The organism is Nonomuraea maheshkhaliensis (assembly GCF_039529435.1).
GTDB classification, from domain to species: domain Bacteria; phylum Actinomycetota; class Actinomycetes; order Streptosporangiales; family Streptosporangiaceae; genus Nonomuraea; species Nonomuraea maheshkhaliensis.
This window is the reverse complement of the sequence record NZ_BAAAMU010000060.1, coordinates 1-14,588: the sequence shown is the minus strand read 5'-3', so window position 1 is coordinate 14,588 and position 14,588 is coordinate 1. Positions and strand designations below refer to the sequence as shown.

Here is a 14,588-nt window from a genome sequence, read left to right as displayed (position 1 = left end):
TACCTCAAGGGTCCGCCGGAAGGAGGCGCGGCGAATCGCACCACGGGCGCTCTCGTGGCTGCGCCCGTCGGAGTGTTCGGCGGGGTCGCGCGTACGACAGCGGGGGTAGGGCAGCGGCACGTCCCCTCGTTCTCACGACGGGGGTGGCCTCATTCTCGCGAGGGCGCCGGAGGAACCGAACAGGTCAGGCCAGGCAGAACTCGTTGCCCTCGGGGTCGGCCAGGACGACCCAGTCGTCGTGGGTCTCCAGCAGCACGGCCCCGAGCCCGATCAGCCGGTCGAGCTCGGCGTCCACGTCGTCGGCGCGCAGGTCGAGGTGGAGCCGGTTCTTGACGATCTTGCGTTCGGGCACCCGCTGGAACCACAGTCGCGGCGACCCGCCCTCGACCAGCACGGTCGGGTCGTCCTCAGGGTCGTCGACGCCCTCACTGCGCAGCCGCTCCAGCTCCGCCTCGTCGTACGGCGCCACCGCGTAGCCGTCGAGCGCCTCGGCCCAGAACCGGGCCAGCGAGGCGGGATGCCGGCAGTCGACCACCACGTCATGCAGCCTGGCCATCGGGCCTCCTCGCCTCGATGAGGAACCGGGAGGAGTGCGCCACGAACGGACCTTCCGCCTCGATCAGCTCGTGCAGCTCGCGCAGCCGGTCGGCGTAGCGCTCGACCGAGAACCCGGGCACGGTCCAGATCACCTTCCGCAGGAAGTAGACGACCGCCCCGATGTCGCGGAACTCCATCCGCAGCCGCTCGTAGCGCAGGTCGACGACCTCAAGGCCGGCGGCCTCCGCCTCGGCCACGGCGTCGTCGGGCTGACGCTCGCCCGCGCCCCGGGGCCCGAGGAAGTATTCGTACAGCTCGGCCACGCTGCGCGGCCCGACCTGCTGGGACAGGTAGGTGCCGCCGGGCTCCAGCACGCGGGCGATCTCCTGCCACCAGGTCTTCACCGGATGGCGGCTGGTCACCAGGTCGAAGGTGCCGGCGGCGAACGGCAGGCGGGCGTCCTCGTCGCTCGCGACCACCCAGGCGCCGCGCGGGCGCAGCCGGGAGGCGGCCAGCCTGAGGTTGGGCGGCCAGCCCTCGGTGGCCACGGTCACCGGCGGCAGGGAGGGCAGGCCGGCCAGGATCTCGCCGCCGCCGGTCTGGATGTCGAGCGCGGCCCTGGCCCCCGCCATGCGCTCGCCGATCAGCCGGGAGTAGCCCCAGGAGGGACGCTCCTCGCTGGCCCGCCCGTCGAGCCAGGAGAAGTCCCAGCCGTCCACGGATACGCTGTCGGCCTCCTGGACGAGGTCTTCGTACGTGCGCCGCATCTCTCGACCTTCTCAACAGCCGGGCCCGCTGATCAACCAAATTTCGTCAAGCGATACGGCTGCGTATGGCCGCCCGGTCGATCCCGAGCTGGTCGATGAGCTGCGCGGCCGGGTCGGGCCGCTTCTGCTCCAGCAGCCCGAGCATCAGGTGACGCGGCGCCTGCGCGTCTCTCGTCTTCATCGTGGTGGCCCTGATGGCCTCGTTGAGCACGGCGCGCGCGCTCGACGTGAGCGCCGTGCCGGGGACGCGCGGATGCTTGCGCGGCCGCTCGGGCAGGTCGCCCACCTCCAGGCCGAGCATGCGCAGCGAGGCCCGGTCGAGCTCGACGAGCGCCGCGCGGCCGGCGGCGAGGTCGACGCCCAGCGCGCGAGCGGACTCCTCGTGGTGGAGCAGGCCGAGCAACAGGTGCTCGGTGCCCATCCGGCGGTCGCCGCGCTGCTGGGCCTCCTTCAGCGCGCCCTTGATGATCACCGATACGGGGCTCTTGTCTTTGCCGAACATCGTCATCCCCTCACTTGCCGTATTTGGCGTGCACCGACTGCCGTGACATGCCGAGCGCGTCGCCGATCTGCTCCCAGGTCCAGCCCTGCTCTCTGGCCACGGCCACGGAGACGGCCTCGACCTGCTCGGCCAGCCGGTGCAGCGCGCCGACCGCCCGCAGGCCCATCGCCGGGTCGTTGGCCCTGATCCGCTCGGACAGCTCTGTTACGTCCACGCTTGTCAGGCTAGATTGACAAGCGCGATTTTGTCAATCTAGCCTGACGGGCATGGAAGATGTGCTGATCGTGGGGGCGGGCCCGGTGGGGCTGATGCTCGCGTGCGAGCTGAGCCTGGCCGGAGCCCGCCCGATCGTGCTGGAGAAGAGGGCCGGGGCGAGCGAGCTGCCCAAGGCCAACGGGCTCGGCGGGCAGATCGTCGAGTTGCTCGACCACAGAGGGCTGCTCGATCGCTTCAGCGCGGGCAGCCCGTTCTCGGGCCGGGCGCCCGGGTTCCCGTTCGGGGCGGTGCCGCTGCGGTTCGACGGGATCGACGACATCCCGCTGCGGCTGCTGCTGATCCAGCAGCCCCGGCTGGAGCGGCTGCTGGCCGACCGGGCGCGGGAGCTCGGCGTCGAGATCAGGAGAGGCTGCGAGGTGCGCGACCTCTCCCAGGACGAGGAGGGGGTGACGCTCGGCACCGGTGACGGGCCGATCAGGGCCCGGTACGTGGTCGGCTGCGACGGGGCGCGCAGCGTGGTCCGCGAGCGGGCCGGGATCGGCTTCCCCGGCACCACCGAGGCGGAGGGGCTGCTGTTCGGCCACTTCAAGGCTGACATCAAGGTCTTCGAGTCGCTGGAGGGCGAAGGGCTCGAACCGGGCTGGAACCGCCGGCCGAACGGGCGCGTGCTGCTCACCTCGCTGCAGGACGGCGTGCTCATCGCCGGCGTACGGGCGCCCGGCCGGCACCCCGGGGAGGAGGTGAGCCTGGCGGACTTCCGCGCGGCCGTCCGCGACGTGCTGGGCGTGGACGTGCCGCTGGGCGAGCCCATCTGGATGTCGAGCACGGTCGCGCAGGGGCGGCTGGCCGAGCGGTACCGGGCCGGGCGGGTGTTCCTGGCGGGGGACGCCGCCCACCTGTTCCCCGCGGGCGGCTCGGCGCTCAACGTCGGCATGACGGACGCGGTCAACCTCGGCTGGAAGCTGGCCGCCGTGCTGCGCGGGCGGGTGCGGGAGTCGTTGCTGGACACGTATGAGGTGGAGCGCCGGGCGATCGGCGAGCGCACGCTCATGCACAGCCGGGCGCAGTCGGCGATCGACCGGGTCGAGGGCGAGGACGGCGAGGCGCTGCGCGAGCTGCTCGGCGAGGTGTTCGCCTTCGCCGAGCCCGCCCGCCACCTCGCGACGCTGCTGCACGACTCGGGCGTCCGGTACGGATCGAGCGGCGGGGGAGTCGTCGGGCGGTTCGTGCCCGATCTGGCGCTGGAGGGAGGTGGCCGGGTGGCCGAGCTGATGCGCGCGGCCCGTCCCGTGCTGCTCGACCTGGGCGGCGGCGCCGGCTCCGAGGCGCTGCTGGGCGACGACTGGATCGACGTGGTCAGGGCCCGCTGCGACGACCCGCCCGCCGACACGCTGCTGATCCGCCCCGACGGCTACGTGGCCTGGGCGGGGGCGGACGGCGTCGAGGAGGCCGCCCGCGGCTGGTTCGGCCTCGCCGCGGTCCCGTAGCGGCCCCGCCCGGCCGTCGCGTGGTGGCCCGCCACCCCACGATGGCCGGCGGTCAGAGCCAGCCGGGTTTGACCAGGCCCGACTCGTAGGCGATGACGACGAGCTGGGCCCGGTCGCGGGCGTGCAGTTTCATCATGGCCCGGCTCACGTGCGTCTTCGCCGTGGCCGGCGACATGAACAGCTTGGCCGCGATCTCGTCGTTCGTCATCCCGGTGCCGACCAAGGCCAGCACCTCGCGCTCGCGTTCTGTGAGCTGGTCGAGGCCGTCGGCGGCGACCGGCTCCTTGGCGCGGGAGGCGTACTCGGCGATCAGCCGGCGGGTCACGCTGGGCGACAGCAGCGCCTCACCGGCCGCCACCACCCGCACCGCCTGAATCAGCTCCGCCGGCTCGGTGTCCTTGACCAGGAAGCCGCTGGCGCCGCCGCGCAGCGCCTCGAAGACGTACTCGTCCAGCTCGAACGTGGTCAGGATGATGATGTGCGGCCCCGGCGGCATCTGCCGGGTGGCGGTCAGGCCGTCGGTGCCGGGCATGCGGATGTCCATGAGCACGACGTCGGGCCGGTGCTCGCCCGCCAGCCGGACGGCCTCCGCGCCGTCGGACGCCTCGGCCACCACGGTCATGTCCGGCTGGGCGTCGAGCAGCGCCTTGAATCCCGCCCGGACCAGCGCCTGGTCGTCCGCCAGCAGAACGTTGATCATGAGGTCTCCTCGTCGGGTAGTGGCAGCCGGGCCTCGACCTGGAAGCCGCCGCCGGAAGGGCCGGCGACCAGCGTGCCGCCAAGCGCGGAGGCCCGCTCGCGCATGCCGGGGATGCCGTTGCCGCTGCCGGCCTCGGCCAGGACGGCGGGGGCGGTGGCGCCCGTGTCGGAGACCTGGACGACCAGCTCGCGCTCGCCGTACTCCAGGCGCACCCCGACCTCGGAGCCGGGCGCGTAGCGAGCGGCGTTGGTGAGCGACTCCTGCACGATCCGGTACGCCGCCCGTTCCACCTGCGGCGGCAGCGGCCGGGAGCCCACGCGTTTGAGCGACACCTGGAGCCCGGAGCGCTCGATGAGCTCGTCGAGCCGGTCGAGCCCGGCGGTCGGGGAGCGCGGAGCGCCCTCGCGCAGCACGTTCAGCACCGAGCGCATCTCGCCGAGCACCTCCTTGGAGGCCGTCTTGATCGTGGCCAGCGCGGTCCTGGCCTGCTCGGGGTTGGCGTCGATGAGGTGGAGCGCGGTGGAGGCCTGCACGTGGATGAGCGAGATGTTGTGCGCGAGCACGTCGTGCAGCTCCTGGGCCATGGTCAGGCGCTCCTCGCTGGCCTGCCGCCTGGCCTCCTCCTCGGCGATCCGCTCCTGCTCCATGCGCCGCTCGCGGACGATCCTGACCAGCTCGCCGACCACCATCAGCAGCATGATCGCGGTCAGGACCCACACGCTGTGGAAGAGGTCGGGGCGGCCCACCAGCCAGGCGTAGGACAGGAACGACAGCAGCGTCATCAACGCCATGAACCAGGCCATCCACCGCTTGCCCCGCGTGACCAGCAGGAACAGCATGACCGCCGGGCTGATGAAGCTGGGGCCGTAGGCGTACCCGCCGATCAGGAACAGGTCGCACGCGCCGAGCGCGGCGGCCGTGGTGAGCAGCGGGAAGCGGCGGTGCACGAGCAGCGCGAGCGGGCCGACCAGCAGCAGGAGGTGCGGGTACGGGCCTTCGAGCGGCTCACGGAACGCGCGCTGCCCCCAGCTGGCACCCCTGGCGACCACCATCTGGGCGACCGCCACGATCAGGGCGAGATAAGGATCGAAACCGTACTTCCTGCGCACCCCATCCACGCTAGATCACCCCTGTGACCAGCGCATCACCCCTGCGTGTGAGGGGGCCCTACCACGACGGGCGTATGTGGTCCAAGGTGAAGACCATGCGCCGTGTGCTCATTCCCGCAGCAGCAGTTCTCCTTTCGCTCGTGCCCGCGCAGGTCGCGCTGGCCGGGCCTCCACAGCAGCAGCATCCTCAGCAGCAGCACCATCAGCAGAAGGTCCCCGTGGCCGAGGGGTACGGCGGAGCCGTCGCCACCGTCGACCTCGACGCCAGCAAGGCCGCCATCTCCGTGCTCAGGAAGGGCGGCAACGCCATGGACGCCGCCGTCGCCGCAGGCGCGGTGCTCGGCGTCACGGAGCCGTACTCGTCGGGCCTGGCCGGCGGCGGCTTCATGGTCTACTACGACGCCAGGCAGCGGAAGGTCTTCACCATCGACGGCCGCGAGACCGCGCCGCGCGCCATGACCGCCACCACGCTGGAGGGCATCCCGTTCGACGAGGGCGTGACCAGCGGCCTGTCGGCGGGCGTGCCCGGCACGGTCGCGAACTGGGACCTGGGCCTGCGCCGGTTCGGGACGATGTCCCTCAAGCAGGCGCTCCAGCCGGCCATCGAGGTGGCCTCCAAGGGCTTCGTGGTCGATCAGACGTTCCACGATCAGACCGCCCAGAACGCCGACCGGTTCAAGGACATCACCTCCACCGCCAAGCTGTACCTGCCGAACGGGGCCCCGCCGCCGGTCGGCTCGGTCTTCAGGAACCCTGAGCTGGCGGCCACGTACCGCGAGCTCGGCAAGCGCGGCCCCGAATGGCTGTACGGCGGCCGGCTCGGCCAGGAGATCGTGGCCACGGTCAAGAACCCGCCGGTCACCCCGGGCAGCACCCGTAATGTGCGCCCTGGTCTGATGGAGCTGTCCGACCTGCGCGCCTACCGGGCGCTGTTCCGCGAGCCGACCAGGATCTCCTACAAGGGCATGGACGTGTACGGCATGGCCCCGCCCTCCTCGGGCGGCTCCACGGTGAGCGAGGCGCTCAACATCCTGGAGGCCCTGCCGCAGGTCGGGCTGCACGAATACCTGGAGGCGTCCCGGCTGGCCTTCGCCGACCGCGGCAAGTACGTCGGCGACATCCCCGGCGTGCCGCTGAGGGAGCTGCTGTCCGACGGCTTCGCCAAGGAGCGGGCCTGCCTGGTCGGCGACACGGCCATGGCCCACCCGGCCGCGGCGGGCAACCCCGACGGCTCCTACGAGGGCTGCGACCGGCCGACCGGCGAGGCGGCCCCGCCCGCGCAGGAGGGCCCGGAGACCACCCACCTGGTGGTCGCCGACCGCTGGGGCAACGTGATCGCCTACAACCTGACCATCGAGTCCACCGGCGGCAACGGCATCGTGGTGCCGGGGCGCGGGGTGCTGCTCAACAACGAGCTGACCGACTTCACCTTCGGCCCGGCGCCCGGTGACCCGAACCTGCCGGCGCCCGGCAAGCGGCCGCGCTCGTCCATGTCGCCGACGCTGGTCTTCCAGCACGGCAGGCCGGTGCTGGCGGCCGGCTCGCCGGGCGGCTCCACCATCATCACGACCGTGCTGCAGATCCTGGTCAACCGGTACGAGCTCGGGATGAACCTGCCAGAAGCGCTGGCCGCGCCGCGCGCCACGCAGCGCAACACCGCGCAGACGCAGGCCGAGCCGGCGTTCCTGGCCGCGCACCAGGCGGAGCTGGAGGCCAAGGGGCACACGTTCGCGCCCAACCCGGAGATCGGCGCGGCCACCGCGCTGGAGTTCCTGAGCCGGGACCGGATCCAGGCCGTGGCCGAGCCGACCAGGCGCGGCGGCGGCAGCGCGCTGGTGGTCTCGCCTAGAAGATGAGCTCGTAGGCGCCGGGCTTCACCCTCCGCGTACGCGCCCAGTACTCGAAGGTGAAGCCCGGCCAGAGCGTCCGGTTCACGCCGTGCTCGTCCAGATACCAGGACCTGCAGCCGCCCGCGCTCCAGACCAGGGGGTCGAGCCGGGCCCGCAGCCGGTCGTTGTAGTGGCGCTGCGCCCGCGGCCGCACGTCCAGGGCCCTGGCCCCGGTGCGGGAGAGCAGGCGCAGGCATTCGATGACGTACCTGACCTGAGACTCGATCATGAACACGACCGAGGTGTGCCCGAGGCCGGTGTTGGGGCCGAGCAGGAAGAACAGGTTGGGGAAGCCGGCGGCCGTGATGCCGTGGTACGCCTCCACGCCGCCCTTCCAGGCGTCCTGGACGCTCAGCCCGTCCCTGCCGGTGATGTGCCGGTCGGTGAGCGCGTCCACCACCTTGAAGCCGGTGCCGTAGACGATCGCGTCGGCCTCGTGCTCCACCCCGGCGGCGTCCACGATCGAACGCGGCCGGATCTCGGTGATCGCGTCGGTGACCAGTGAGACGTTCGGCCTGGTCAGGGCCGGATAGTAGTCGCTGGAGACGAGGATGCGCTTGCAGCCGATCACGTAGTCGGGGGTGAGGGCGCGGCGCAGGACGGGGTCGGCCACCTGGGCTTCCAGGTGGCGCAGGGCGAGGCGTTCGTGGCCCTTCATCAGGCGCGGGTCCACGGCGAAGCCCAGCGCCCTGCTCTCCAGGGCCCAGTAGATTCCGCCGCGCAGGGTCCTGGCCGCGCCGGGCAGGCGCAGGAGGCGGCGGGCGGCGGGGGAGAAGGCGAAGTCGGGCTTGGGGTGGATCCAGGGCGGCGTGCGCTGGAAGACGGTCAGGTGGCGGGCGTCGGGGGCCAGTTGGGGGACGAACTGGACGGCGGAGGCGCCGGTGCCGACGACGGCGACGCGTTTGCCGGTCAGGTCCGCGGAGTGGTCCCATTCGGCGGAGTGGAAGGCGGGGCCGGTGAAGGACTCACGCCCCACAATTTCCGGAAATTTCGGGATATGGAGGGCGCCTATCCCCGAGACGACCGCGTTGGTGCGCAGGACCTCGCCGTCCCGCGTGGTGACCGTCCAGCCGCGGCGGCCGTCGTCGTACTCCAGCGCGACGACGTCCTTGCCGAAGCGGAGGTGCGGGGTGATGCCGTATTTGGCGGCGCAGGCGCGCAGGTAGTCCTGGATCTCCTCGCGTGGCGCGAACATCCGCGACCAGTCCGGATTCAGCTCGTACGAGTACGAGTACATGTGCGACGGCACGTCGCACGCGCAGCCGGGATAGGTGTTGTCCCGCCAGGTGCCGCCCAGCTCGGCGGCCTTCTCCAGGATGACGAAGTCGTGGTAGCCGGCCTCCTTGAGCTTGACGGCCATGCAGATGCCGGCGAAGCCGGAGCCGACGATCACCAGTCCTGGCTCGCCCACGGGTCCTCCTGAGGGTCGTGCGCTTATTGGACGCCTTATCCAATGTAAGAAGCGCCGCCCGTCCTGGTCCAGAGTGATACCCGTCACGCCTTCAACCGCGCCACGCCCGGGAACGACGAAAACCCGCCACGGCCTCCGCGGCGGGTGATGCTGTCGGCTGACTACTGGAGCAGCAGGAAGGCGGCTACGCCGACGATCACGACCGCGACGACGACCGCGATGATGGGGATGAGGGGCGACTTCTTGGGCTTGGCAACGGCTTCCTGCTCGCGCGCGTTCGCGAACGCGCGGAAGGCCTGGGTGTTGCCCGCCGGGTCAATATGCTGGTCAGACATGGGCAGCAGCCTAGCGTGATCGCCTGTTCCGTTTGTGCCTTTTGGTGTGATCCGTAGGCATGGCCTGATTGGCAGACCGCCCTGCCCGGCGGATACGTTGAAGGCATGCTGAGGACCCTGCTCTCACCCCGCATCCTGGGGCTGCACCTGCTCACGATCGGGGTCCTCATCGCCTTCATCCTGCTCGGGCGCTGGCAGCTCGGCGTCTTCCAAGATTCGGGAAAGCCTCAGGCGGCCACCGATCCCGCGCCTGTCGCGGTCGCCACCCTCGCCGGGGTCGGCACCCAGATGACCGGCGAGGCGGTCGGCCGCAGGGTCAGCGCGCAGGGCGTCTACGAGGCCGATCGGCAGCTCCTGGTCGCCGACCGCAAGCCCGACGCCGACGCCCCCGGCGGCAACGTCTCGCGCGACGAGGGCTACTGGGTGCTCACGCCGCTGCGGCTCGACGACGGCACGCTCGTGCCGGTCGTACGCGGCTGGACGGCCGAGGCCGACGACCCCGCCGTGGCCGCCGTGCCGCAGGGGAAGGTCGCGGTGACCGGGCGGCTGCGGCCGCAGCAGGGCACCGACAGCGTGCAGCGGCGCGCCGAGGGCCTGCCCGCCGGCCAGGTGCAGACCGTGTCCACGGGCGAGCTGGTCAACCTGTGGAGCGGGCAGCGGGTGCGCACCGGCTATGTCGTGGCGCAGCCGGCCTCCGGCTCGCTGGCGCAGGTCCAGGCGAGCCCGCCGGTGGTCGGAGGCACATTCACCTGGCGTAATCTGGCTTATGCCGCCAACTGGTGGATCTTCGCTGGATTCGCCGTCTTCATGTGGTTCCACTTCGTCCGCGACGCCGTGCGCGCGGATCGGGACCGCGGCAAGTCGTCCCCTGAGATGGTTCTGGAAGGTTAACGGTGGAATCGGCTCTGAAGCCCTTCCGGGCACTCGCGTACGTGGTCGGCGTCATGCTGCTCGTGCTCTGCGTGGGCATGGTGCTGCGCTACGGCTTCGACCAGCCGGCCATGTCGAAGATCATCGCCCCGATCCACGGCGGGCTCTACATGATCTACCTGGTCACGGTGATGAATCTGGGCATGAAGGCACGCTGGTCGTGGCCGTACATGCTCGGTGTCATGCTCGGCGGCACGGTGCCGTTCCTGTCCTTCTACGTGGAGCGAAGGGTGACCCAGCGCGTGCAGACGGCGCTGGCCGCGGCGGAGGTCTGACCGTGTTCACCCTGGCCGGGCCCCCGCCGCCGGAGCCTCAGCGGCCGATGCCGCGCCTGCGGGCCCGCTTGAGCCGCTCGCGCTGCGACGGATCGAGCATCAGGTAGCCGACCACCGGGGCGGCGACCAGGCCGAGGACGACCAGCAAGGTGACCCAACCGGGCAAGAAGAACAGCGAGAACAGGAACGCGACGCCCGCGCCGATGGCGTACTTCTGAACTGGCGACATCCTCAACTTCCTCCGAACGCGGAGCGCGCGCCCCGCCTCTCCCACATTCTGCGTCCTCTGTCCAACGTGTGAACCCGTCGCTGAGGTTCCGTTCGCGATGTATCGCAATTGTTGTGCCGGAGGTCAAGCGTTTCCCGCGGCGATCCTGAGCAGGTCGCGGCGGAGTTCGTCCAGTGTGGGACGTTCCAACGGGTTGCCCGACAGGAGCCGGAACAGCACGGGAGCCAGCGGGCCCGCCCGCCGCAGCGGCGCGCCCGGCGCGGGCGCCGCGCCCTCGACGGCGGTGAAGAGGGTGGCCCCGAGCGACCACAGATCGGCGGCCTGGGTGGCGGCCCGCTCGGGAGCCGTGTACGCCGGGAGCGTTCCCGGCCCCGGCAGCGGCGTCAGCCGGGCCCGGCCCCAGACGTCGATGAGCACGTTCCCCGGCTGCACGCCGCCGTGGAAGCCGCCCCAGTCGGCGAGCCGGTCGAGCACGGCCAGGCCGATCGCGGCCACCTGGCCGGGCGGCAGCGGGCCCGACGCCCTGACCACCGCGTCCAGCGGCCGGTCCACCGCCAGCCGCTCCAGCGTCTCGCGCACCACCTCCGCCGGCGGCGGCCCCGAGCTCCCTGACGAGCCTTTCGACGGCCGGAGCATCGCCCTGACCAGCGACCTGAACGGGTCGGCCGCCTCGGTGGGCGCCTGGCCCGGCGGGCGGCCCTCGACCGCGAAGTGCAGCGTGGCCGCCAGCGACCACAGGTCCGCGGAGGGCAGCATGCTGAGACTGGGAAAGCCGAACCCCGTGAGCAGCGCCCGGCCGGTCGCGGTGAGCAGCACGTTGCCGGGATCGACCCGGCCGTGCACGATCCCCGCCGCGTGCGCCGCGGTCAGCGCCGACAGGACGCACACGCCGATCCTGGCCGCCTGCGGGACGGGCAGCGGACGCCGCGAGCGGACGGTCTGCTCCAGCGACGCCCCCGAGACGAACTCCATCACCAGCCACGGCTCGCCGTCCTCGACCAGCACGTCGAGCACCCGCACGACGAAGGCGTGGCGCAGCGCGGTGGCCCTGCGCGCCTCGTGCAGCGCGGCCTCGCGCAGCTCAGGGGGCACCCGCAGGCGCCTGACCGCGACGTCGCGGTGTTCCGTCTCGTCGAAGGCCAGCCGTACGGATCCCGCCCCCAAGGGATTCAACAGCCGGTAGCGACCGTTCAGCTTCCTGGTCTCATCAGCCATTCCGAGTCGCACGATAGCGCCGCGACCGCCTCATGACCATGGGCCTGAGCCGTCAATCCGAACCGCTCTTCAACCAGCTCTCGTGGGCCGCGCGCACCTTGCGCCAGAGCTCGTCCTTCTCCTCGGCGCTCACGTCGTCCAGCGGCAGCAGGAACACGTCCGCCAGCGCCGCGTAGTAGTCGCGCGACGTGCACAGCGTCACCGACTGCGTGCCGTTCCCGAGACGCTTGAGCCGCAGCCCGCGCAGGACGTCCACGCCGTAGGCGTCGCGCCGCTGCACCGTGGCCACGCGCACGAACCCCGAGGCCGGCGACGTGGTCAGGTGGCGGTGCATGTCCGCGAACGCAGACATCCGCGCCGGTTCGAGGGTGAAGTCCATGCCCTCGAACGAGCCGCCCGGGTCGTGGTCGAGCCGCCAGCCGCCGGGCGCCACCTCCGACGGGCGCAGCGCGTACTGGAACGGGCCCTGCCGGTAGCCGCCCGCGACCAGCGGCAGCGGCTCGTGCAGGGCGTCGCCGAGGCCCACGTCCACCAGCCACGCGCCGCCAGGGTTGGCCTCCGACGGCAGCCCGCGCACGGTGAGCACCAGGTGGTTGCCGGTGACGCCGGGCTCGCCGCCCCGGTTCTGCACGCCGCCCACGTGCCGGGTCACCTCGTAGCCGAGGGCCGCGAGCAGCTCGGAGAAGGCGCCGTTGAGGTGGTAGCAGTAGCCGCCCCTGCCACGCAGGATGCGCTCGGCCGACTCCAGCGGATCGACGGTAGTGGCCCGGCCGAGCCAGATCTCCAGCGCTTCGTAGGAGACCTTTTCGATGTGGGCGGCGTGCAGGGCGCGCAGCCCCTCCGCGCTCGCGGGAGCGCCGAGCAGCGCGGGCAGGCCGAGACGGCGGAGGTATCCGGCGGTGTTCACGCCGCCAAGTCTGCACGGATTGTGCACGAATCGGGGAGTGTCGTCTGCACAGGGCACTCGTAGTCTTTCGTACGTGGCAGAGCAGCGACGCATTCTCGTGGTCGAGGACGACGTGACCATCGCGCTCGCCGTACGGAACAGGCTGGCCGCCGAGGGCTTCGACGTCAGGGTGGCCGGCGACGGGCAGGACGCCCTCGTTCAGTACGGCAGCGCGGAACCGGATCTGGTGATCCTCGACCGGCTGTTGCCCGGCATGGACGGGCTGGAGGTGTGCCGCAGGATGCAGGCCGCCAAGCCCGTGCCCGTGCTCATGCTGACCGCGCTGGGGGAGGAGACCGACGTGCTCGTCGGGCTCGGGGTCGGGGCCGACGACTACCTGACCAAGCCGTTCAGCATGCGCGAGCTGGTGGCCAGGATCCACGCGTTGCTGCGCCGGGTGGAGCGCGCGGCCCAGCTCGCGGCCGAGGACACCGTGATCAGGGTGGGCGAGGTGGAGATCGACACCGCCGCGCGCCGCGTCTTCGTGGGCGGCGCGGAGGCCCAGCTCACCAGGACCGAGTTCGACCTGCTGCGCCGCCTGGCCGAACGGCCCGGGCAGGTCTTCGAGCGCGACAGGCTGCTGTCGGACGTGTGGGGCTTCTCCGAGGCGGCGGCGACCAGGACCGTCGACAGCCACGTGCGTGCGCTGCGCCGCAAGCTCGGCTCCGACGTCGTGCGCACGGTGCACGGCGTCGGCTACGCCCTGGTCCGGCGATGAACCCGCTCGACTTCCTCGGCCGGATCAAGGTCAAGCTCGGCATCGTGATCGTGCTGGCCGTCGGGACCGCGTTCGTGGTGAACGAGGTCGGCATCCAGTCGGGCCTCACCCGCGAGACGCGCATCGCGGTCGCGGTCGTCCTGGCGCTGATCATGGTGCAGGTGCTGGCCATGGGCATGACCAAGCCGCTGCGCCAGATGGCCAGCGCCGCCCAGACCATCGCCAAGGGCAGCTACACCCTGCGCGTGAACTCCACCTCGCGCGACGAGGTCGGGGAGCTGGCCAGGGCGTTCAACGCGATGGCGGCCGACCTCGGCGAGGTCGACCGGCAGCGGCGCGAGCTCGTCGCCAACGTCAGCCACGAGCTGCGCACCCCCATCACCGGGCTGCGCGCCGTGCTGGAGAACGTGGTGGACGGCGTCTCCGCGCCCGACCCCGTCACCATGCGCACCGCGCTCGCCCAGACCGAGCGGCTCGGCCGGCTCGTCGCCCAGTTGCTCGACCTGTCGCGGCTGGACTCCGGCACCCGCCTGATCGAGGCCGAGGCCGTCGAGCTGGCGCCGCTGATCGAGCAGGCGGTGCGCGAGGCGTCGCTGGCGCGCGAGGACGTCGTGATCCGCTCGTCCGTGCCGGCCGACCTGGTCGTGCGGGCCGACCCCGACCTGCTCGCCCAGGTGCTGGCGAACCTGCTCGACAACGCGGTACGGCACAGCCCGCCCTCGGGCGAGGTGGTCATCCGGGCCACGGCGTCGGGGGCCTCGGTGCGGATGGAGGTCGCCGACCAGGGGCCCGGCATTCCGGCGTCGGCCAGGGCGCGCGTGTTCGAACGCTTCTCCCGGCTGGACGCCGGGCGCGCGGCCGACTCCGGCGGGGCCGGGCTGGGGCTGGCCATCGTGAAGGAGATCGTCGAGCTGCACGGGGGATCCATTCGCATCGAGGACTGTGCGGGCTGCCGGATGGTCGTCGATCTACCAGGGAGGACGACGATGGCTGAGGCGCCATTAGAGGGTGGACGCGACACGGGGGACGTGGAACGGCCACTGCCCGCCGCTGTCGTGCCCGCCGGTGCCGGTGAGGCGGCCGGGGCGGCGGCGGGGGCCGCCGCACCCGACCCGGCCGGACAGCCGGTTGACGCGGTGCCCGCGTCCGGCGGACCGGCGAGTCCGGTCCTGACGGCGGGTGAGCCTGAACCCGCCGGGGCCGGTGCGTCGCCGGACGGTGGGTCCGGTGAGAAGGTCCCGGCAGCCGGCGCCGCGTCCCTGGTGGGTGCGGGCCCGGGGGTGGGCGCTGAGGTCGCGACGGCGGCCGGCCGGAGTGGCGCT

The 14,588-nt window shown here is 72.0% G+C and carries 17 protein-coding genes; 6 read left to right on the top strand and 11 right to left on the bottom strand.

Going from position 1 to position 14,588, the window contains the following annotated elements; genetic code table 11:
* Positions 1-184: 184 nt before the first annotated feature.
* The 4 genes from ABFX54_RS32885 to ABFX54_RS32870 are packed head-to-tail and all read right to left on the bottom strand — an operon-like array spanning position 185 to position 2,020.
* Positions 185-556: a VOC family protein gene (locus tag ABFX54_RS32885; RefSeq protein ID WP_346110473.1), complete on the bottom strand. Its 372-nt coding sequence runs from the start codon at positions 554-556 to the stop codon at positions 185-187.
* On the bottom strand, positions 540-1,304 hold the full coding sequence (locus tag ABFX54_RS32880) for a class I SAM-dependent methyltransferase (protein WP_346110472.1): 765 nt from the start codon (positions 1,302-1,304) through the stop codon (positions 540-542). Before ABFX54_RS32880 ends, ABFX54_RS32885 begins: the two co-directional genes overlap by 17 nt.
* A gap of 46 nt (positions 1,305-1,350) precedes the next feature.
* Positions 1,351-1,806, bottom strand: a complete 456-nt coding sequence (locus tag ABFX54_RS32875; RefSeq protein WP_346110471.1) for a Clp protease N-terminal domain-containing protein — start codon at positions 1,804-1,806, stop codon at positions 1,351-1,353.
* 10 nt (positions 1,807-1,816) lie between these two features.
* Positions 1,817-2,020, bottom strand: coding sequence for a hypothetical protein (locus ABFX54_RS32870; protein WP_181307187.1), 204 nt, complete (start codon positions 2,018-2,020; stop codon positions 1,817-1,819).
* Positions 2,021-2,072: 52 nt separating this feature from the next.
* Between ABFX54_RS32870 and ABFX54_RS32865 the strand changes: the two genes are divergently transcribed.
* Positions 2,073-3,509 (top strand): FAD-dependent monooxygenase, encoded by a 1,437-nt coding sequence (locus ABFX54_RS32865; protein WP_346110470.1) that lies wholly within the window; start codon positions 2,073-2,075, stop codon positions 3,507-3,509.
* 52 nt (positions 3,510-3,561) lie between these two features.
* Here the strand turns inward: ABFX54_RS32865 and ABFX54_RS32860 are convergent, their stop codons facing one another.
* Both ABFX54_RS32860 and ABFX54_RS32855 read right to left on the bottom strand, forming a co-directional pair.
* Complete coding sequence (locus ABFX54_RS32860) at positions 3,562-4,209, bottom strand: response regulator (RefSeq protein ID WP_346110469.1); 648 nt, start codon at positions 4,207-4,209, stop codon at positions 3,562-3,564.
* Positions 4,206-5,318: a sensor histidine kinase gene (locus tag ABFX54_RS32855; protein WP_346110468.1), complete on the bottom strand. Its 1,113-nt coding sequence runs from the start codon at positions 5,316-5,318 to the stop codon at positions 4,206-4,208. The genes ABFX54_RS32860 and ABFX54_RS32855 overlap by 4 nt, the downstream gene beginning before the upstream one ends.
* A 95-nt stretch (positions 5,319-5,413) precedes the next feature.
* On the opposite strand from ABFX54_RS32855, the gene ABFX54_RS32850 reads away from it, so the two are divergent.
* Positions 5,414-7,174 carry a gamma-glutamyltransferase family protein gene (locus ABFX54_RS32850; protein ID WP_346110467.1) on the top strand — a complete coding sequence of 587 codons (1,761 nt, stop codon included), beginning with the start codon at positions 5,414-5,416 and terminating at the stop codon, positions 7,172-7,174.
* On the opposite strand, the gene ABFX54_RS32845 is transcribed toward ABFX54_RS32850, so the two are convergent.
* Both ABFX54_RS32845 and ABFX54_RS32840 read right to left on the bottom strand, forming a co-directional pair.
* Positions 7,164-8,618 (bottom strand): flavin-containing monooxygenase, encoded by a 1,455-nt coding sequence (locus ABFX54_RS32845; protein WP_346110466.1) that lies wholly within the window; start codon positions 8,616-8,618, stop codon positions 7,164-7,166. The two genes, ABFX54_RS32850 and ABFX54_RS32845, sit on opposite strands and share 11 nt — an antisense overlap.
* 161 nt (positions 8,619-8,779) lie before the next feature.
* Complete coding sequence (locus tag ABFX54_RS32840; RefSeq protein ID WP_346110465.1) at positions 8,780-8,953, bottom strand: hypothetical protein; 174 nt, start codon at positions 8,951-8,953, stop codon at positions 8,780-8,782.
* A gap of 105 nt (positions 8,954-9,058) precedes the next feature.
* Here ABFX54_RS32840 and ABFX54_RS32835 point away from each other — a divergent pair, with 105 nt between their 5' ends.
* Both ABFX54_RS32835 and ABFX54_RS32830 read left to right on the top strand, forming a co-directional pair.
* Positions 9,059-9,844: an SURF1 family protein gene (locus ABFX54_RS32835; RefSeq protein WP_346110464.1), complete on the top strand. Its 786-nt coding sequence runs from the start codon at positions 9,059-9,061 to the stop codon at positions 9,842-9,844.
* A gap of 2 nt (positions 9,845-9,846) precedes the next feature.
* Positions 9,847-10,158, top strand: coding sequence for a DUF3817 domain-containing protein (locus tag ABFX54_RS32830; RefSeq protein ID WP_346110463.1), 312 nt, complete (start codon positions 9,847-9,849; stop codon positions 10,156-10,158).
* A gap of 37 nt (positions 10,159-10,195) precedes the next feature.
* Here the strand turns inward: ABFX54_RS32830 and ABFX54_RS32825 are convergent, their stop codons facing one another.
* The 3 genes from ABFX54_RS32825 to ABFX54_RS32815 form a co-directional block, all read right to left on the bottom strand.
* On the bottom strand, positions 10,196-10,387 hold the full coding sequence (locus ABFX54_RS32825) for a hypothetical protein (protein ID WP_346110462.1): 192 nt from the start codon (positions 10,385-10,387) through the stop codon (positions 10,196-10,198).
* 123 nt (positions 10,388-10,510) lie between these two features.
* Complete coding sequence (locus ABFX54_RS32820; protein ID WP_346110461.1) at positions 10,511-11,602, bottom strand: protein kinase domain-containing protein; 1,092 nt, start codon at positions 11,600-11,602, stop codon at positions 10,511-10,513.
* Between the two features lie 52 nt (positions 11,603-11,654).
* Complete coding sequence (locus ABFX54_RS32815) at positions 11,655-12,509, bottom strand: arylamine N-acetyltransferase family protein (protein ID WP_346110460.1); 855 nt, start codon at positions 12,507-12,509, stop codon at positions 11,655-11,657.
* 73 nt (positions 12,510-12,582) lie between these two features.
* Between ABFX54_RS32815 and ABFX54_RS32810 the strand changes: the two genes are divergently transcribed.
* Positions 12,583-13,266 (top strand): response regulator transcription factor, encoded by a 684-nt coding sequence (locus tag ABFX54_RS32810; RefSeq protein ID WP_346110459.1) that lies wholly within the window; start codon positions 12,583-12,585, stop codon positions 13,264-13,266.
* Positions 13,263-14,588: sensor histidine kinase (locus ABFX54_RS32805; RefSeq protein ID WP_346110458.1), on the top strand; the 1,326-nt coding region annotated here is incomplete at its 3' end. The genes ABFX54_RS32810 and ABFX54_RS32805, both read left to right, overlap by 4 nt.